Raw genomic sequence first — 18,377 nt, 5'->3', positions numbered from 1 at the left:
TGCCCGTACACTCCCGGGCCGCGATCTCACGGACGAGATCGCGGCCCGGCGGACGGCCGGGCCCCGCGCGGGGCCCGGCCGGATGGATCAGGCGTGGCTGTAGATGTTCTCCCAGCCACTCTGGTAGCCGTTCAAGTGGCCGTGGTTGCCCCGCCCCACCTTGACGTAGATGTGCTCGGCGTCCTTACCGGAGAAGGAGTAGAAGCCGGGCCGCTTGGAGCAGTTCTTGAAGCTCTTGAAAGTGGTCGAGCCGTCGAAGCCCACGACCTTGAAGGTCTCCCACGCGCAGAAGTGCCTGGGCTTGCCCCACCACTTGTGGTTGGTGAGCTTACTGTCGACGGTGTAGTGGTATGTGTCCTCCCACTTCCACGCGCGCTTCTTGAACCACTGCTTCACCCACTTGCACTTCTTCTCACCCTTGTACCAGGTGCACTTCTTGACGATCTTGTGATACTTCTTCCAGTACCACTTCTTCTCCGACTTCTTCTCCACGGTGACCTTGCCTTCGGCCTCCGCCTTCTTGTCACCGGAGTAGTACGGTCCCCAGCTGTCGGCGTAGAAGGGGTCCGCGGAGGTGGTCGTGGCGACGGTCTGGACGGGGGTCACGGTCGCGGCGTTGGCCATCGCCGGAGTAGCCGTGGCGAGCAGGGCGGCGACACCGGCGCCCAGGAGGATTCGGCTGGCGAATCGCATTTCGAGGGTTCCTCTCGGGAGTGAGGATTTTGACACCCACGTTGTACGATGCGCCGATTGCCCGTAACTTTCACTTCACTTAAAAGGCGAGGCCACATCAATGATCAAATAAAATTACTTGCCGGATAAATCATAAAACAGGGGTAAATGATCAGTGTGACAATCCGGTCAGTTACGTGCGAGACGGCGGGCGACGGTGTCCCCCAGGCTCTGCACGAGTTGCACCACGACGACCAGCACGACAACGGTGACGATCATGAGCGTGGTCTCGAAGCGCTGGTAGCCGTAGCGGATGGCCAGGTCCCCCAGTCCTCCCCCGCCGATCGCCCCGGCCATCGCCGAGTACGAGATCAGCGCGACCACGGTCACCGTGAGCCCCGCGACCAGGCCGGGCATCGCCTCCGGCAGCAGGACCTTGCCGACGATGGTCACCCGCCCCGCCCCCATGGCCTGGGCCGCCTGCACCCTGTCCCTGCCGACCTCGCGCAGCGCGGTCTCCACCAGCCGGGCGAAGAACGGCGCCGCGCCGAGGGTCAGCGGGACCACCGAGGCGATGGTGCCGATGGTCGTGCCGACGATGAGCCTGGTCAGCGGGAGGATCGCGATCATCAGCACGATGAAGGGCAGCGAGCGGCCGATGTTCACGATCAGCCCGAGCACCCGGTTGAGCGCGGGCGAGGGGAACAGCCCGCCCCGGTCGGTGGCGACCAGCGCCACCCCGAGCGGGAGGCCGAGGATCACCGTGAACAGGGTCGACCACAGGACCATCTGGACGGTCTGGCCGGTCGACTCCAGCAGCAGCGGGAGCATCTCTTCCCAGGTCATCGGGCCTCCTCGACGAGCAGGCCGCGTCCGGCCAGGTAGGTGAGCGCGGCGGCGCGCTCGTCACCGGTGACGAGCAGGCGCAGCCGTCCCGTCGAGAGGCCCGCCACCTCCTCCAGCGCCCCGCCGAGGATGTTGACGTCGACGTCGAACTTGCGGACCACCTGCGAGACCACCGGCTCACCGGCCTGCCCGGTGAAGGTGATCGTGACCTGGCCCGGCTCCGGCTCGGGGAGAGGGAACAACTCGGCGGCGAGCCTGGAGCCGGGCCTGGAGATCAGCTCGGGGATGGTCCCCGACTCCTCGACCACGCCGTCCCGCATGATCGCGACCGAGTCGCAGATCGACTTCACGACGTGCATCTCGTGGGTGATCAGCAGGATCGTCAGGCCGAGCTCGCGGTTGAGGCGCTTGAGCAGGGCGAGGATCGACTGTGTGGTGCCCGGGTCGAGCGCCGAGGTGGCCTCGTCCGACAGCAGGACCGGAGGGCTTCCCGCCAGCGCGCGGGCGATGCCGACCCGCTGCTTCTGCCCGCCCGACAGCTGCGCGGGGTGCGCCCCCGCCTTGTCGGCCAGCCCGACCAGCTCCAGCAGCTCGGCCGTACGCCTGACACGCTCGGCCTTGGCCATCCCCATCACCTCCAGCGGGAAGGCGACGTTCCCGGCGACCGTACGGGAGGAGAGCAGGGCGAAGTGCTGGTGGATCATCCCGATCCGCTGCCGGGCCCTGCGCAGCTCACCCTCCTTCAGGCCGGTCAGCTCCTGCCCGGCCACCGAGACGGTGCCGGAGGTCGGCCGCTCCAGGAGGTTCACGCAGCGCAGCAGGGTGCTCTTACCGGCGCCGCTCTGCCCGAGCACGCCGAAGATCTCGCCCTCGCGGACGTGGAGATCCACCCCGTCGACGGCGACCACCTCTCGGCCCCGATCCTGATAGACCTTCCGCAGGCCCGACACATCGATCACAACCGGTTCCCAACGCGCCCGCTATTTACCTCATTCCCGACATGTTAGGTGAGATCAGTCACTTGTCAGAAATATCTGCATATGGCGCCACCGACCACGACCGTACCCGGTCACGCCGAGGTCCGGCCGGGGCCGGTCATGCCGATACGGGTCCCGAAGGATCGTCTCGGTGAACGGCCCCGTGTCCGACCACCGGCTGGAGCACCGGTCAAGTAAGGACCAGGCGGTGTCCGGCCTTCGGGTGAACCGCGGGTCGCAACAGGTCGACCTGACCGCATCTGGTGTTGATCAACACTTTGTGCGGTTACCTGACCGGCTCCCTAGTCATGCCGGTACGGGTCCCGCAGGGGGGTGATCCGCTGGGCGAAGTCCTCCTTGATCACCCGCATCCTCTCCCCGGGCGCGTAGAAGCGGCCCTTGGTCTCCCCGTACGGCGTCAGCCAGCCCTTCGCCGCCAGATCGCGCAGGTCCCTGACCGCCTGCCCCTGGCTGAGCGACTCGTCCAGCTGGTATCTGCTCCGGCGCAGCCGCCGGTTGACGAACACCTCGTACAGCGCCGAGACCGTACGGGGGTTGAGCCCGTCGGCGTCGACCCGCTCCTCCAGGAGCATCCACACCTCCCCCGCCTCCGAGAGTCTCCGTCGGACCTGCTGGGCCTGGAGGTGGTGGGCGCGCAGGCAGAAGCGCACCCAGTGCAGCGTGTCTCCGTGCGGACTCCAGCCGCGCCGCTGCATCCCCGCCAGGGCGTCGTAGTAGTCATAGGTGTTCCTGGCCTGCCCCAGCCACTCCTCGATGGAGGAGAACTCCGGGGTCGTGATCCGGTCCCTGCCGAGCACGAGTGTCTGGAGCGCCCGCGACATGCGGCCGTTGCCGTCGCGCCAGGGGTGGATGCTCACCAGGTTGAAGTGGGCCATCGCCGCCCGCACGTAGCTCGGCGCATCCAGATCGCCCTCGTTGAGCCAGGCGACCAACTCGGCCATCAGCTCCGGCACCCGCTCGGCGTCGGGCCCCTCGTAGACGACCTCCCCGGTGGCGGAGTCGCGGACGTAGATGCCACCGGGCCGCACCGTACCCGGGGTCTTGTCATGATGATGACCGATCATCATGAAGTTGAGCGCGTGGAGCAGCCCTGCGTCGAACGCGAACACCGGGGCACGGGAGAGCATCTGGATGTAGGTGAGTGCCTGCTGGTAACCGGAGATCTCCCTGGCGACCGCACCGGAGGTCTCCAGCGGCTCCTCACCGGCCATGATCGACTCGATGTCCTCGACACTGGCTCGATAGCCTTCGATCGAGTTGGATCCCTGGATGGCCCGCGCCTGGAGCTGGCGCCGGAGCTGACCGTCCCAGCGGTGGCTCTCCGCGAGCCGGTATTTCAGGTCGCGGCGCATCTCCTCGATCTCGCCGAGCACCACTTCGTCGACGGCCTCCAGGGGAGGCGTTCCGTACAGCATGGATCCCATGCCACCATGACCAGATCATTTGGTCAATCGACTTTATGATTCGTTCATTTATATTCGCTACGTCCGTTTCGTCCGGGAATGACGCGGACGGCCCGCCCTCTCGTCGGAGAGAGCGGGCCGTCTCGGGGAGCGCCGGTCAGGCGGCGGCGTGCTCGGCCACCTTGGCCGGGGTGAGCGCGATCTCCAGGACCTCGCGCACGTCGCTCACCGTGTGCACGGTGAGCTCGTCACGGACGGCCTGCGGGACGTCGTCCAGGTCGGGCTCGTTGCGCGCCGGGATCAGCACGGTCGTGATGCCCGCCCGGTGGGCGGCGAGCAGCTTCTGCTTCACCCCGCCGATCGGGAGCACCCGGCCGGTGAGGGAGACCTCGCCGGTCATCGCCACATCGGCGCGGACCTGACGGCCCGACAGCAGCGAGGCGAGGGCCGTGATCAGGGTGACGCCCGCGGACGGGCCGTCCTTGGGAACGGCTCCGGCCGGGAAGTGGACGTGCACCGAACGGTCCTTGAGGGAACCGACGGGCAGCTCCAGCTCCGCGCCCCGCGAGCGCAGGTAGGAGAGCGCGATCCGGGCCGACTCCTTCATGACGTCGCCGAGCTGACCGGTGAGGGTCAGACCGGTGTCGCCGGTCTCGGGGTCGGCCAGGGACGCCTCCACGTAGAGGACGTCGCCTCCCGCTCCGGTGACCGCGAGGCCGGTGGCCACGCCGGGCACCGCCGTACGCTGGCTGGACTCCGGAAGCGAGGACTCCGGCACGTTGCGCGGGCGGCCCAGGTAGGGGACCAGATCCTTCACCGTCACGGGCAGCTCGCTCTCGCCGAGCGCGACGTTCGCCGTCACCTTGCGCAGGATCCTGGCGATCGAGCGCTCCAGGGAGCGGACCCCGGCCTCCCTGGTGTACTCACCGGCGAGCTTGCGCAGCGCGTCCTCGCCGACGGTGACGTCCTCCGCGGTGAGACCGGCCTTGTCGAGCTGGCGCGGAAGCAGGTGGTCGCGGGCGATGGCGACCTTCTCGTCCTCGGTGTAGCCGTCGAGCGTCACGATCTCCATGCGGTCCAGCAGCGGGCCGGGGATCGCCTCCAGCACGTTCGCGGTCGCCAGGAAGAGCACGTCGCTGAGGTCGAGCTCCACCTCCAGGTAGTGGTCGCGGAAGGTGTGGTTCTGCGCCGGGTCGAGCACCTCGAGGAGCGCGGCAGTGGGGTCGCCCCGGTAGTCGGAGCCGACCTTGTCGACCTCGTCGAGCAGCACGACCGGGTTCATCGAACCGGCCTCGCGGACGGCCCGGACGATCCGGCCGGACTGTGCCCCCACGTAGGTGCGCCGGTGACCGCGGATCTCGGCCTCGTCGCGCACGCCGCCGAGGGCGACCCGGACGAACTTCCTGCCCATCGCGCGGGCCACGGACTCGCCGAGGGAGGTCTTGCCGACCCCGGGAGGGCCGGCCAGCGCGAGCACGGCGCCGCTGCGGCGCCCGCCGACCACGCCGAGGCCCTTCTCCGCCCTGCGTCCGCGGACGGCCAGGTATTCGATGATGCGGTCCTTGACGTCGTCGAGGCCGGTGTGGTCGGCGTCGAGGACGGCGCGGGCCGCGGCGATGTCGTAGGAGTCCTCGGTCCGCTCGTTCCACGGGATGTCGAGGACGGTGTCGAGCCAGGTGCGGATCCAGCCGGTCTCCGGAGACTGGTCGGAGGTCCGCTCCAGCTTGTCGACCTCCTTGAGCGCGGCCTCGCGCACCTTCTCGGGCAGGTCGGCGGCCTCGACGCGGGAGCGGTAGTCCTCCTCCTCGGAGGCGGAGGTGTCACCGTTCAGCTCGGCGAGCTCCTTGCGGACCGCGGCGAGCTGCTGGCGGAGCAGGAACTCGCGCTGCTGCTTCTCCATGCCCTCCTGGACGTCCTTGCGGATCGTCTCGGCCACGTCGAGCTCGGCCAGGTGCTCGCGCGACCACTCGACCAGCTTCTCCAAGCGGTCGGCGGGGTCGGCGGTCTGGAGGATCTCGGCCTTGCGCGGGACGCTCAGCCAGGGGGCGTACCCCGAGTTGTCGGCGAGGATCGAGGGGTCGTCCATCTGGTTGACCGCGTCGACGACCTGCCAGGCGCCCCGCTTCTGCAGGATCGTGGTGGCCAGCGCCTTGTACTCCTTGGCGAGCTCGTGCGCGCGCTCGCCCGCCGCGACGGCGGGGATGCGGGTGGCCTGCACCCACAGGGCCGCGCCGGGGCCGGTCGTGCCGGTGCCCACGCGCACCCGGTCGACACCGCGCACCACGGCCGCCGGCTCGCCTCCGGGGAGCCTGCCCACCTGCTCGACGATCGCCCGCACGCCCACCGAGCCGTATCTGCCGTCGATCCGGGGAACGAGAAGGACCTCCGGCTTGTTGTCAGCGAGAGCCTGCGCCGCGTCGATCGCGGCCCGGACCTCGGTCTCCGACAGGTCAAGCGGGACCACCATGCCCGGCAGCACGACCTCGTCGTCGAGCGGCAGGACCGGGAGGATCAAGCTCTCACTCATGTGAACTCCAAGGGTTGAGTTATACACACTCAATTAATGGGAGTCCGATAATGTTCCCGGCGTTGAGCCTGTTCGCTGTGAGCGATCGTAATTGTGTAATCACGGCTGCTCGGACAACCCGGCCGCTTCAGGAGTGCGTGTACGCCGGACCACGTCGGCGAAGGGGTGAGGAAGATCGCGCCTCAGCGCCGGAGGACGGCCGATACGCCGCCGGGCGCCCCTCGGGAGGGGCGCCCGGCGGCGAGACGTCCGGCGCTGAGGCGCGGAGCCGTCTCACCGTCATCGAGCACGAGGCCGACGCGGGGCACGTCCGGTGCCCGCGCGCGGAGCCGTCAGGGGTGCGAGGGGTTCTGGGGCGAGACGACGGGGAAGACCGGAGGTTCGAAGCCGGCCCCGGTGAGCGGATCCCCGGTCGACTGGGTCAGCAGCAGGCGCGTGGTCTCCAGCAGATGATCGTGCATGGCCTGTGCGGCCCCCTGGTTGTCACGGGCCTGAATGCGCTCCAGGATGCGCTCGTGAACTCGCCAGATGTCGGCGAGCGTCCTGGTCTGGGTCGTGGACAGACCTCGGGCGGACATCTGGGCGCGTGTCGTCGCGACGCTCTGGGTCACCCGCTCGTTGCCCGCTCCTTCCAGGATCAGCTGATGGAACTTCACATCCTCCTCCTGGAAGAGGCGCTCGTCCCCGATCTCGACCGCCTTGCCCATCTTCTCCAGTGCCTCCGAGACCGATGCGATCTGGTCGTCGTTCATCGTGGTCGCGGCGCGATAGACCGAGGGGACCTCGAGCAGGAAACGGATCGAGTAGATCTCCTCGATGTCACGCGTCGTCATCTGGAGGATCCTGACACCGCGGCTGCGTTCGAAACTGACGACCCCATGGGTGGCGAGCTGGAGGAGAGCCTCCCGGACCGGCGTCCGGGACACTCCCAACTGGGCGGCGATCCCCACCACGGAGTGCAACGTGCCAGGTGCCAGCTCGCCCGTGAGGATGGCCCGGCGGATGACTTCGAACGTCTGAGTCGTCAGCGTTGTCTTATCCGTCGAAATCTGTTCCATCCGGCATGGCTCCTGGTGTTTTTGATCTACAGCGTCTGACGTGACGCTCAATGATGCCCCTGCTGATTCAGGGACGCATCCAGAGAGCGACATGCGGCGTGTGGCATGGCAACCGTTTCAGAGAAATGATAGATCGGCTCCCTCGGTGGCCGGGAGCACCGTCTGCGCGTACAGTCGCCGCCAGCCGCGTGCCGGCAGCTCGGGCGGGACGAAGTCCGCACGGCGCCGCTCCAGTTCGTCCTCGTCCACGAGCAGGTCGAGTCGCCGGGCCGCGACGTCCAGTCTGATGAGATCACCGTCACGGACCAGCGCGATCGGTCCCCCTGCCGCGCCCTCCGGGGTGCAGTGCAGCACCACGGTGCCGTAGGAGGTGCCGCTCATCCGCGCGTCGGAGACCCTGACCATGTCCCGGATCCCGGCGCGGGCCAGCTTGGCCGGGATGGGCAGGGCACCGGCCTCCGGCATCCCCGCGGCGACGGGTCCCGCGTTGCGCAGCACCAGCACGTGATCCGGCGTGACGTCCAGATCCGGGTCGTCCAGGATCCGGGCCGCGTCCTCCGCCGAGTCGACGACCAGCGCGGGTCCGGTGTGGTCCATCAGGTGAGGGCTCGCGGCGGCGGTCTTGATGACCGCGCCGCCCGGGGCCAGCGTGCCGTGCAGCACCGCCAGACTCCCCGCCGCTCCCAGGGGGTCCTTCAGCGGGCGGATCGTGGTCTGCCAGTCCTGCCGGGCGGGGGTCCGCTCGATCAGCGATCCCAGGGTGTTCCCCGAGACCCCGACCGTCTCCGGTTCGAGCATGGGCTCCAGGACCTTCAGCAGCGCCGGCAGTCCTCCGGAACGGTGGAAGTCCTCCAGGTAACCCGATCCGGCGGGCTTGCAGTCGACCAGGAGCGGCACCTCGGCGCCGATCGCGTCGAAGTCCCCGAGGTCGAGCGGCACCCCGGCCCTTCGTGCCACGGCGGTCAGGTGGATCAGCGCGTTCGTCGATCCGCTCAACGCCGAGAGCACGCGGATGGCGTTGCGGAACGCCGCGGGGGTCATGATCTCCCTCGGCAGCGGACCTCCCGACCGGCCGAGTTCGACGGCGCGGCGGCCGGTCTCGACACCGTGCCGGAGGCGGGCGCCGGTGGCGGCGGGCGGCGTCGCGCCTCCCGGCAGCATCATGCCGAGGGTCTCGGTGAGGCAGGCCATGGTGGAGGCGGTTCCCATGACCGCGCATGTTCCCGCGGTCGACACCAGTTCGTCGCGGACACCGGTGATCTCCGCCTCGTCGAGTTCACCACCGCGGTGCCTGCCCCAGAAACGCCGGCAGTCGGTACAGGCCCCGAGCCGCTCGCCCTGCCAGCTGCCCGTCATCATCGGCCCGACGACCTCGAGGAGCACCGGCTTGTCCGACGAGGCCGCGGCCATCAGCTGGGCCGGCACGGTCTTGTCGCATCCGCCGAGCAGGACCGCGGCGTCCATCGGAAGCGCGCGGATCATCTCCTCGGTGTCCATCGCGAGCAGGTTGCGGAACAGCATCGTCGTCGGGGAGGTCAGGATCTCCCCGAGCGAGATGGTGGGGAACTCCATGGGAAGGCCGCCGGCCTCCAGGACCCCGCGCCTGACCGCCGCCAGCAGGGCGGGCATGTCGCGGTGGCAGGTGTTGTAGTCGGACTTCGTCACCGCGATCCCGACGATCGGCCGGTCCAGCGCCACGTCGTCGTACCCGCTGGAGGCCAGGAAGGCACGCCGGAGGTACTTGCTGAAACCGTCGTCACCGTATGACGTGCGAGCCCGGTCGATGACCGATTCGGTCGGGGGCGTCGTATTCATGGTGGGTGGACCTCCGGGGGTCAAACCGATCGGGGGGAAGGAAAAAGGGGGCGTCAGTGTCGGAGAGGCATGGCGAGCGGACGTGTGGGAGCACCGGTCGCGCCACGGAGCTTCAGGGAGGCGGCGACGAAGGCGAATTCGTGGAGCCCGTCCGCCGAGAGCCGCTCGCAGTCGACCACCTCCATGATGGGGACGCCCGCCTCTCCCATGAGATAGGTGTGGACGACCTGCCAGTTCTCCTCGTCCGCGGCCGGCATCTGCTCCAGGGCGAGGGTGTCGCCGCCGATGACCGAGGCGCCGAGCCGGGCGAGGAACCGGGCCCCCTCCAGGTTCAGGCCGGGACTGTTGTCGATGTAGGCGTCGATCTTCGGCCAGGCACGCATCCGGCCCGTGCGCACCAGCGCCACGTCACCGGGCCGGAACTCGACGTTCTGACGTCGCAGCGCCTGGCGGAGGTCCTCCTCGCCGATCCCGTGGTTGTCGGGAAGCATGTCGACGTCGTACAGCGCGGCGACGTCGAAGAGCACGCCGCGGGCGATGATGGGAGGGATCTTGTCCGCACCACACCTGGTCCAGTGCCGGGAGCTGATGTGGTCCTGCGCGGAGAAGCCGTTCCAGATCCGGCCGTTGTACCCGAAGTGGTTCAACGTGTCGATGTGGGTTCCGCAGTGCGTGTACATCGAGATGGCGTCGCCGGAGTAGGAGACCAGTTCGTTCTGCTCGCGCCCCATTCCGGTGATGTCGTCCAGGACCGTACCGGCCGGGGTGTGCGTCATCCACTGCTGGAAGCCGGGGTCGCCCGCCTTCGTCCACGAGGGCATTCCGACGAAGTAGTCCACCGACAGGTCGATGGCACCGCCGCCGTCCGCCCGTCGCAGCACCTCGCGCGAGGCCTCGGGGGTGAGCAGGTTCAGCATGCCGATCTCGTCGTCGGGGCCGAATGGGCTACGGGTGACCTCTCGGAACGTGGCACAGTACGCCGCGATCTTGTCCCTGGTCGCCTCACTGATGAGCGCGGGCCCGCACATGGTGGTGTCCGCCTTCCTGTTCGCTTCGCTTACCGGCCCGGGGGCACCGGGCGGGTGATCTCGCCGTACATCTCGGGGCGGCGTCCGGAGAACACCGGGAGTTCGAACCGGCCGGGCTCGATGATCAGTCTCTTCGTCCGGGCGTCCCGCACGTCGATCTCCGCTCCGAACAACCCCTCCTCCTGCCCGGCGTCCACCAGCACCGCTCCGGAGGGCGCGATGATCTGGCTCCTGCCGATGAAGGGGGTGCCGGCCTCGGAGTCGGGGCGGTCGGCCACCGCGAGATAGGTGAGGTTCTCCAGCGCGCGCACCCGTGTCACGTGGTCGGCGAGGAAGTCCGACCCCGCGGGCCAGTTGGTGGGCATCGCGATGACGTCGGCGCCCTGGAGCGCGAGCTCGCGAGCGGACTCGGGGAACCTCAGGTCGAAGCAGATCATCACACCGACCCTGCCGAAGGGGGTGTCGACCACCCGGGGCTCGGTGCCGTCGCCCTGTTCGACGAAACGGTCCGCACCGAGGTAGGGCAGGTGTTGTTTACGGTAACGGCCGATGATCCCGGAGGGCCCGATCACCAGGGCCGAGTTGTGGACCACCCCGTCCGTCTCCTCCAGGAGACCGACCACCGCGTGGATGGAGTTCGCGCGGCAGGCGTCCACCACGCGGCCGATCCGCGGATCCGCGACGTTGAGCGCGGCGGCGTAGGTGTCGGCACGGGAGTCGAACAGGTAGCCGGTGAGCACGCATTCGGGGAAGACCACCAGCCGGTGCCCGGCCGTGGCGCCTGCCCGCAGGATCTCAACGACTCGATCGACGTTCGCCGCCGCATCCGTTCGGTCGACGCTCATCTGAGCCACGCCGATCGGGATGCCGGACCCCGTATCCAAACCGGGCAATGTGCACCTCTGATGTCCATGAGGGAGTGAACACGGCTCAGAGTTGCATGCAGCATGCTGCACGTCAAGCGCAGCATTCACCATTGACATGCAAAGTGCTGCATGCAATGGTGGCCCGACCTGATTCGGACATTGCACCTGAGAGGTAACGGTCATGCCAGAAGTAGTTGTCCTCGCCGGTGCCGTGGGCGGGATCGGCGCCGCGACGGCCCGCGAATGCGCGGCGGCCGGCATGTCCGTCCTACTGACGGATCAACGGGCCGAGCTCGCGGAGCGGCTCGCCGCCGAACTCCGCTCGAACGGCGCGGACGCGGTGGCACACGGACTGGACGTCACCGACGAGGAGGCCGTCGCCGGGACCGTGCGGATCGCTCTCGACCGGTGGGGCCGGATCGACGGCCTGGTGAACTGCGCCGCCACCATCGTGGCGAAACCGCTGGTCGACACCACACTCGCCGACTGGGAGCGGGTCATCACGATCAACGCGACCGGCACCTTCCTGCTGAACAAGCACGTGGTGCGCGCGATGCTCGCCCAGGGGTCACCGGGCTCCATCGTCAACCTCTCCTCGATCTCGGGGACCGTCGGCCTGGCCAACCAGGCCGCGTACTGCGCCTCCAAGGGTGCGGTGACGCAGCTGTCCCGCCAGATCGCCGTCGACTACGCCGCCGCCGGGATCCGGTGCAACGTGGTCAGCCCCGGGTCCGTGGTCACCGAGCAGCTGGAGACCTACCTCGGCTCCCAGCCCGATCCCGAATCGGCTCGGCGGCGCCTCATCGAAGGCCATCCGATCGCGCGTCTCGCGGAACCGCGGGAGGTGGCCAAGGTGATCCTTTTTCTGCTGAGCCCCGCCGCCGGCTTCATGACCGGGGCGGACGTGGCCGTAGACGGCGGCTACACCGCCGTCTGAGAGCACCGGCGTACCTCCCCCATCCCCGGCTCGCGCAGTTTCCAGAAAGGGAATCGGAAATGTCCCGGCATACGACCTTGCCGCCGACGAGGCGCACCGCTCCCGGTGGACCGATCGACCCGCGCCGCCTCCTGACAGGCCGGTTCTCCTCGATCTGGCTGATCACGCTGCTGCTCTTCGCCGCCAGCCCGCTGATCTCCCCCGGCAGCCTGTCCGGCTCCGCCGTCCTGTCGATGCTCCCGTTCGCCGCCGTGATGGCGATCGCCGCGCTCGGCCAGACCCTCGTCGTCTCCCAGGGCGGCATCGATCTGTCGGTGCCGGGGGTGATGGCGCTGGCCGCGGTCCTGGCGACCAAACTGCCGACGGTCACGAGTGTGCCGGTCTGGGCGGCGGTCGCGATGGGGATCGCGGTGGGCGCGGTGAGCGGTCTGGTCATCGGCATCGCCGTGGTGCGGCTGTCCATCGCCGCGTTCGTCGCCTCCCTCGCGGTGAACTCCATCCTCATCGGCGTCGTCCTGCAGGTCTCCAAGGGGTTCCCCGCCTCCGCCGCACCCGGCCTGAGCGCCTTCGCCGTCGGATCCGTGTGGGGCGTCCCCAACCTGCTGCTGGTCGCCGTCGTGGTGGTCACCTTCGCGCACTGGGGGGTCCGGCACACGGTGCTCGGCCGTCGCTTCGTCGCGGTCGGCGCCGGGCGGCCCGCGGCGCGGCTGCTCGGTCTGCCCACCGGCTCCTACGAGGCGGGTGCCTACGTGACGGCGGGTATCTGCTACTCGCTGGCCGGCGTCCTGCTCGCGGGTTACCTGCGGACTCCGGACATCCTGCTCGGGAACACCTACCTGCTCCCCACGATCGCGGCCGTCGTCCTGGGCGGAAGCCTGCTGTCCGGCGGCATCACCAGCCTGGCCGCCACCGCCGTCGCCGCCCTGTTCCTCACCCAGCTGGACCAGGTGGTCCTCGCCGCCGGCGCCTCCACCGCCACCCAGCTGCTCGTCCAGGCAGGCGTGCTCGCGCTGAGCGTGGTGTTCCGCGGAGTGCCCTGGGGCACCGTCCGCACGCGGCTGAGAACCCGTTCCCCCGCTACCCGATCCATGCCGTCATCACCGTGAACGGCGAGCTTCCTCCCTCCCCAAGAAGTGTCACCCCCGACAGGAGATCGCAATGCCTCCCACCAAACCTCGATTCCGGGCCCGCCACTCGGCCGCCGTTCTGGCACTCGCGATCCTCGGCGCGGCGGGCTGCGCCGGCGGCCCGGGCGAGACGAAGGCCGCCGGCGGTGTCCAGGACGTCTACAGCGACGTGGCCCGGACCGGAGACGTCTCCCAGCTCCGCCCCATGACGGACTTCTGCGGCACCAAACCGGTGAAGGTCGCGCTCGCCGACGGTACCGGCGACAACGCCTTCAGGAAGACGGCCCGCGCCGAGTTCGAGGACGAGGCGAGCAAGTGTCCCAACATCACCGTGCTGCCGTACGCCGACGGTCAGAACAACCCGCAGAAGGCGATCAGTGACATCAAGGCCCTGGTCGCCCAGGGTGTCGAGGCCCTGGTCGTCTTCCCCGACGCGGGCGAGGCACTGCTGCCGACCCTGCGCGAGGCCTACAAGGCGGGCGTGCAGGTGGTGCCGTGGACGGCGAACCCGGGAGGCAAACCGGGCCAGGACTACACCACGTTCGTCGGCCACAACACGGTCAACGACGGCGTGACGTGGACGCGCTGGATGTGCGAGAACCTCGGGAGCAAGGGCGGAAACGTCGTCTTCCTCGGCGGTACCCCGGGCAACACCCAGAGCATCACCGAGATGGTCGGCATCGAGAAGGAACTCAAGGAGAACACCGCCTGCGCGAGCGTCAAGCTGCTGAACGAGCCCGGCAAGCCGATCGACACGAACTGGAACCCGGCCCAGCTGCAGAAGGTCGTGTCCGGACTGCTCACCAAGTACCCGACGATCGACGGTGTGATCACCGACTCCGGTGACGCGTCGCTGGGTGGCATCCGCGCCTTCCTCCAGGCCGGTCGGCCCCTGCCGTTGTGGACCGCCAACGACCTCAACGGCTTCGCCTGCGCCTGGAAGGAGAACTCGGCCAAGCAACCGACCTTCCAGACCGTGACCGTGTCCTCGCGTACCTGGATCATCCGCCTCGCACTGCGCAAGGCCGTCGCCGCTCACCAGGGCATCAAGAACGACGAGCCCGAGATCATCAACATCCCGATCTTCGAGAACACCCTGGACGAGACGAAGCCCCCCAAGTGCGACCCCGATCTTCCCGCCAGCGCGATCCTGTCCTCCGAGCTCACGCCGGAGCAGCTCAAGCAGGCCTACAACTGATCACTCGTTGTGTTCCGCCGGGCGCGCGCCCGGCGGAGCGCATTGAGCCTGAGTGAGGAGTGATCCTTCGCATGGCCGATTCGAACGCGGGACTGGTTCTCCGCGGGGTGACCAAACGCTTCCCCGGCGTCGTCGCGCTCGACGGCGTCGAGTTCCAGGCCCGTCCGGGCGAGGTGCACGCCCTGGTCGGAGGGAACGGCGCCGGGAAGTCCACGCTCATGGCCGTGGCCTCCGGCGCACTGGCACCCGACGCGGGCACCGTCGAGATCGCGGGCTCGCCGATGCGGCAGCGGTCCCCGATCGCCGCCCGGGAGCAGGGCCTGGCCATCGCCTTCCAGCATCCGGCGCTTCTCCCCGACCTCACGGTCACCGAGAACCTCCTGCTGAGCGTGCCGAAGCGGCTGCGGCCGTCGTTCGGCGACGCCCAGGACTGGGCTCGGAAACAGCTGCTCGTCATGGGGATGGACATCGACCCGGCCGTCGCGGCCGGGCGGTTGACCCTGGCCGAGAAGCAGGCGGTCGAGATCTGCGGTGCCTTCGCCTGCGAGCCCGGCGTCCTGATTCTCGACGAACCGACCGAGCCCTTCATGGCGGCCGAGATCGAGAGACTCTTCGAGCAGGTCAGGCTCGCCGCGGCCCGCGGCATGACGGTGATCTACATCAGTCATCGGCTGCCCGACGTGATGGCACTGTCCGACCGGCTCACGGTACTGCGCGACGGGCAGGTGCGCGGAACCTTCCTCTCCTCCGAGGTGTCCGAGCAGGAGGTCATCACCCGCATCGCGGGACGCGAGATCGAGGCGCTGTTCCCACCGCGCCCCTCGTCCGTCGGCGACGTCGTGATGGAGGTCAGGGACCTGCGCTCGGACCGGCTCCGGGGGATCAGCACCACGCTGGCCCGCAACGAGGTTCTCGGCCTCGCCGGCGTGGAGGGCAACGGACAGCGCGACTTCATCCGGTCACTCGGCGGCGCCGACCCGGTGACCGGCGGCGACGTCATCGTCTCCGGTCGCCGGGTCGATCTCGGCAGCCCACGTCGTGCCCGGCGTGCCGGCGTCGTGCTCATGCCCCAGGAACGGCACGTCGAGGGCGTCGCGACCGTACTGTCGGTCAAGGAGAACCTGGGCGTCGCCGCCACGGGTGAGACGGCGGTCGCCGGTGTGGTGCGAGGCTCGGCGGAGAACTCGATCGTGGCCGAGGAGATCAGCCGGCTCGGCATCAAGGTGGCCTCGCCCGACTCCGCCGTGGAGCACCTGTCTGGAGGAAACCAGCAGAAGGTCGTGCTCGGCCGGGCCCTGCTCTCCGCGCCCAAGGTGCTGCTCTGCGACGAGCCCACCCAGGGCATCGACGTCGGTGTCCGCTCCGACATCTACCACCGGCTCCGCTCCACCGCCGAGTCTGGAACACCCGTCGTGGTGCTCAGCTCGGACAACGTCGAACTGGCCGGGTTGTGCGACCGGGTACTGGTCTTCTCCCAGGGGCGGGTCGTCCGCGAACTGACCGGCGACGAGATCTCCGACCACTCCCTCACCGAGGCGTCCCTGACGGCCGCGACCTCGGCGCGGACGGCGGAGTCCTCGGTACGGACACGAGGCACGGGCCTGTTCGGCGGAGTGCGGCGCCTGCTCTCCAGCGAGCAGGCACCCAGCGCGTTCCTCGCGATCGCGATCGTGCTGCTCGCCGCGGTGAGCGCGACCCGTAGCGACCGCTTCCTGTCCGAGTTCAACATCGCGAGCATGCTGGGACTGCTGGCACCGGTACTCTTCCTCGCCGCCGGCCAGCTCGTCGTCATCCTCACCGGGGGGATCGACCTCTCCGTCGGCCCCCTGAGCGGGGCCCTCGTGGTCATCGCGTCGTTCTACGTCCTCGACGGGTACGGGGCAGGCTGGTGGATCCTGGGCTTCCTGCTGATGATCCTCATGGCGACCGGTGTGGGTCTGGCCAACGGAGCGATGGTCAGATTCGCCAGGGTGACACCGGTGGTCGCCACTTTGGTCACCTACACCGCGCTCCAGGGATTCTCCCTGTTCATGCGGGACTCGCCCGGAGGCTCCATCGCCACCTCCGTCACCGAGGCGCTCAGCGCGCGCATCGGCCCGATTCCCTGGGCTGTGATCGTCGGTGCCGCTCTCCTCGTCCTGCTGGAAGTGATGTCCAGGCGCTCCATGACGGGGCTCAGGTTGCGGGGGACCGGCTCGTCGGAACACGCGGCACGGAACCGGGGCATCCCGGTGGAACGCGTTCACCTGGTCGTCTATCTGGCCAGCGCGCTCTTCACCGTGTGCGGTGCCCTGCTGCTGATGGCGCAGATCGGCGTGGGCGACCCGACGGCGGGGATCAGTTACACGATGGCCGCCATCACCGCGGTCGTCCTCGGTGGGGCCTCGATCTTCGGGGGCAGGGGCAGCTTCGTCGGCGTCCTGTTCGGAGTCGTGCTCCTGCAGCTCATCCAGAACACCACGGTGTTCCTCGGTCTGTCGCAGTCGTGGCAGTACTGGATGCTGGGTCTCATGGCACTGGGCGCGACGGCGATCTACTCACAGGTCCGCACCGCGCGAGCGTGACAGGCGGACGGCCACGCGCCTCCCGGCGGGCAGCCCGGATCACGGGTGCCCGACATCGCGACCGGCTGCCACCGGGACCACCGGGGCCCTCTTCGGCTTCCGGTCACGCTGTCGGGCACACCTTGACCGTTCAGAACGGACGTGTCATCAGACCGTTCTCTCCCTCACCCCCGGCTACACACGATCCCGTTGATCTGGAAGGCCGCCGGGGTGGGGTTGGCTCCGCCATGGGTTCCCTGGAAGCCGATGAGCCGGGACTGCCCGGGAGACAGGTCCTTGTTCCAGGCCAGGCTCTTGGCCGTCACCGCGGTCCCGGTCTGCGACCAGGTGGCCTCCCAGCCCGAGGTCACCCGCTGACCTGAGTCGGCGAAGGTGAACGTGAGCCGCCAGTCGGTGAGGGGGGTGGAGCCGGTGTTGGAGATCTTGATGTGCGTGCTCATTCCGGTGCTCCACGGCCAGGAGGTGTACTCCACCTCGCAGCTGCCGGTCGGCGTCGGCGTGGGGGGCATGGGGAGGTCGTTGTAGATCTTGACGGCCACCGTTCCGGACGGAGGGCTCACCTCGTTCAGGGGGTCGACGGCCACGACGTACAGGTGGTACGTCACCGACTCGACGCCGCGCGGGGGAAACGGAAGGTAGACCGTCCCCTCGGTCGCCGCGGACTGGAAGGTGGCCACCCTGACGGCCGTGCCGTTCCTGTCCTCGTACACGTAGTAGCAGGCGATGCCCTGCGGGTCGCTGGAGGCGGCCCAGCTCAGGCGTGCCGAGTTGAGCACGACGCTCAGGACCGTCGGCGTTCCCGGCGCGGTCGGCGGGCTGCTGGAGGGCGCCGGGGTCACCGGGCCCGTATGGCACGGAGGGGCACCGGACGGAGCGGGCGACGGCGCCGGTGCCGGTGCGGCCGTGGCGCTCCCTGCCGCCATGAGGACGAGAGCCGCGGCCGTCAATCCTCCGGTGACCCAACCGGCCAACCATGTCCTTACTCGCATCGACCTACCTCCCCGTACCGATCAGTCTTTTCCACGAAAATCACCCTCAGGATGGGAATGGTCAACGCCGCGCGACCACCACGCCCGGCTGTCCCTGATGAACGAGGTCGGCCGATGAAACGTTCAGCGAAGACGGGTGCCGACGGAGAGCCGGAGAAGGTCCTCGGCCCGCGGTGAGGACACGGGAGCTACCAGGGCAAGGCCACCACTCCGGGTGGACCGCTCTTCCGAAAGACCCCGGGTGGTTCCTGCGGGTGATGCCGGGATCTCGCCCCACGGTGGCCGAGTGGCTCCTGCGGGTGATGCCGAGGTCTCACCCCACGGTGGGACGCGGAGTGGGCCCCACCCT

Annotated in this window: 14 protein-coding genes and 1 pseudogene; 4 read left to right on the top strand and 11 right to left on the bottom strand. The window is 68.9% G+C overall.

Annotation, left to right across the window (positions count from 1 at the left end):
* Positions 1-87: 87 nt before the first annotated feature.
* The 10 genes and pseudogenes from AB0B90_RS11225 to AB0B90_RS11180 all read right to left on the bottom strand — a co-directional run bounded on the left by AB0B90_RS11225 (position 88) and on the right by AB0B90_RS11180 (position 11,324).
* Complete coding sequence (locus tag AB0B90_RS11225; protein ID WP_362922213.1) at positions 88-693, bottom strand: hypothetical protein; 606 nt, start codon at positions 691-693, stop codon at positions 88-90.
* A 168-nt stretch (positions 694-861) separates the two neighbouring features.
* On the bottom strand, positions 862-1,518 hold the full coding sequence (locus AB0B90_RS11220; RefSeq protein ID WP_362922211.1) for a methionine ABC transporter permease: 657 nt from the start codon (positions 1,516-1,518) through the stop codon (positions 862-864).
* Positions 1,515-2,477, bottom strand: coding sequence for an ATP-binding cassette domain-containing protein (locus tag AB0B90_RS11215; RefSeq protein WP_350943664.1), 963 nt, complete (start codon positions 2,475-2,477; stop codon positions 1,515-1,517). Before AB0B90_RS11215 ends, AB0B90_RS11220 begins: the two co-directional genes overlap by 4 nt.
* Positions 2,478-2,797: 320 nt before the next feature.
* A complete protein-coding gene (locus AB0B90_RS11210) occupies positions 2,798-3,940 on the bottom strand; it encodes a Fic family protein (protein ID WP_362922208.1) in 1,143 nt (380 codons plus the stop codon).
* A gap of 136 nt (positions 3,941-4,076) precedes the next feature.
* Positions 4,077-6,446, bottom strand: coding sequence for an endopeptidase La (lon, locus tag AB0B90_RS11205; RefSeq protein ID WP_350943666.1), 2,370 nt, complete (start codon positions 6,444-6,446; stop codon positions 4,077-4,079).
* A 332-nt stretch (positions 6,447-6,778) separates the two neighbouring features.
* Positions 6,779-7,279, bottom strand: coding sequence for an FCD domain-containing protein (locus tag AB0B90_RS11200; RefSeq protein WP_350944236.1), 501 nt, complete (start codon positions 7,277-7,279; stop codon positions 6,779-6,781).
* A gap of 18 nt (positions 7,280-7,297) precedes the next feature.
* Positions 7,298-7,504 (bottom strand): annotated as a pseudogene (locus AB0B90_RS11195) (GntR family transcriptional regulator); the annotation flags it as partial.
* A gap of 117 nt (positions 7,505-7,621) precedes the next feature.
* Entirely contained in the window at positions 7,622-9,319 is a 1,698-nt protein-coding gene (locus AB0B90_RS11190) for a dihydroxy-acid dehydratase (RefSeq protein WP_350943667.1), read from the bottom strand.
* 53 nt (positions 9,320-9,372) lie between these two features.
* Complete coding sequence (locus AB0B90_RS11185) at positions 9,373-10,347, bottom strand: cyclase family protein (protein ID WP_350943668.1); 975 nt, start codon at positions 10,345-10,347, stop codon at positions 9,373-9,375.
* 29 nt (positions 10,348-10,376) lie between these two features.
* Complete coding sequence (locus tag AB0B90_RS11180; RefSeq protein ID WP_362922205.1) at positions 10,377-11,324, bottom strand: carbon-nitrogen hydrolase family protein; 948 nt, start codon at positions 11,322-11,324, stop codon at positions 10,377-10,379.
* A gap of 70 nt (positions 11,325-11,394) precedes the next feature.
* Here AB0B90_RS11180 and AB0B90_RS11175 point away from each other — a divergent pair, with 70 nt between their 5' ends.
* The 4 genes from AB0B90_RS11175 to AB0B90_RS11160 all read left to right on the top strand — a co-directional run bounded on the left by AB0B90_RS11175 (position 11,395) and on the right by AB0B90_RS11160 (position 17,039).
* A complete protein-coding gene (locus AB0B90_RS11175; protein WP_350943671.1) occupies positions 11,395-12,150 on the top strand; it encodes an SDR family oxidoreductase in 756 nt (251 codons plus the stop codon).
* A gap of 59 nt (positions 12,151-12,209) precedes the next feature.
* Positions 12,210-13,256 carry an ABC transporter permease gene (locus AB0B90_RS11170; protein WP_350943672.1) on the top strand — a complete coding sequence of 349 codons (1,047 nt, stop codon included), beginning with the start codon at positions 12,210-12,212 and terminating at the stop codon, positions 13,254-13,256.
* A 52-nt stretch (positions 13,257-13,308) separates the two neighbouring features.
* Positions 13,309-14,475 carry a substrate-binding domain-containing protein gene (locus AB0B90_RS11165; RefSeq protein WP_362922202.1) on the top strand — a complete coding sequence of 389 codons (1,167 nt, stop codon included), beginning with the start codon at positions 13,309-13,311 and terminating at the stop codon, positions 14,473-14,475.
* 71 nt (positions 14,476-14,546) lie between these two features.
* Positions 14,547-17,039, top strand: coding sequence for an ATP-binding cassette domain-containing protein (locus AB0B90_RS11160; RefSeq protein WP_362922200.1), 2,493 nt, complete (start codon positions 14,547-14,549; stop codon positions 17,037-17,039).
* A gap of 164 nt (positions 17,040-17,203) precedes the next feature.
* Here AB0B90_RS11160 and AB0B90_RS11155 read toward each other — a convergent pair whose 3' ends face one another.
* Positions 17,204-17,878, bottom strand: a complete 675-nt coding sequence (locus tag AB0B90_RS11155) for a cellulose-binding domain-containing protein (protein WP_350943675.1) — start codon at positions 17,876-17,878, stop codon at positions 17,204-17,206.
* Positions 17,879-18,377 lie beyond the last annotated feature (499 nt).

The sequence above is a fragment of the Streptosporangium sp. NPDC049078 genome (assembly GCF_040648855.1).
In the GTDB taxonomy this organism is placed as follows: Bacteria; Actinomycetota; Actinomycetes; order Streptosporangiales; family Streptosporangiaceae; genus Streptosporangium.
The sequence above is the reverse complement of the archived record's forward strand: the minus strand, read 5'-3'. Positions and strand labels throughout refer to the sequence as shown.

What these genes read in the sequence shown, in the direction of transcription:
- AB0B90_RS11210 (WP_362922208.1), bottom strand. Translation starts at nt 3,940, where the DNA reads ATGGGATCCATGCTGTACGGAACGCCTCCCCTGGAGGCCGTCGACGAA.
- AB0B90_RS11170 (WP_350943672.1), top strand. Translation starts at nt 12,210, where the DNA reads ATGTCCCGGCATACGACCTTGCCGCCGACGAGGCGCACCGCTCCCGGT.
- AB0B90_RS11165 (WP_362922202.1), top strand. Translation starts at nt 13,309, where the DNA reads ATGCCTCCCACCAAACCTCGATTCCGGGCCCGCCACTCGGCCGCCGTT.
- AB0B90_RS11225 (WP_362922213.1), bottom strand. Translation starts at nt 693, where the DNA reads ATGCGATTCGCCAGCCGAATCCTCCTGGGCGCCGGTGTCGCCGCCCTG.
- AB0B90_RS11180 (WP_362922205.1), bottom strand. Translation starts at nt 11,324, where the DNA reads ATGGTGAATGCTGCGCTTGACGTGCAGCATGCTGCATGCAACTCTGAG.
- AB0B90_RS11160 (WP_362922200.1), top strand. Translation starts at nt 14,547, where the DNA reads ATGGCCGATTCGAACGCGGGACTGGTTCTCCGCGGGGTGACCAAACGC.
- lon (WP_350943666.1), bottom strand. Translation starts at nt 6,446, where the DNA reads ATGAGTGAGAGCTTGATCCTCCCGGTCCTGCCGCTCGACGACGAGGTC.
- AB0B90_RS11200 (WP_350944236.1), bottom strand. Translation starts at nt 7,279, where the DNA reads ATGACGACGCGTGACATCGAGGAGATCTACTCGATCCGTTTCCTGCTC.
- AB0B90_RS11220 (WP_362922211.1), bottom strand. Translation starts at nt 1,518, where the DNA reads ATGACCTGGGAAGAGATGCTCCCGCTGCTGCTGGAGTCGACCGGCCAG.
- AB0B90_RS11190 (WP_350943667.1), bottom strand. Translation starts at nt 9,319, where the DNA reads ATGAATACGACGCCCCCGACCGAATCGGTCATCGACCGGGCTCGCACG.
- AB0B90_RS11175 (WP_350943671.1), top strand. Translation starts at nt 11,395, where the DNA reads ATGCCAGAAGTAGTTGTCCTCGCCGGTGCCGTGGGCGGGATCGGCGCC.
- AB0B90_RS11185 (WP_350943668.1), bottom strand. Translation starts at nt 10,347, where the DNA reads ATGTGCGGGCCCGCGCTCATCAGTGAGGCGACCAGGGACAAGATCGCG.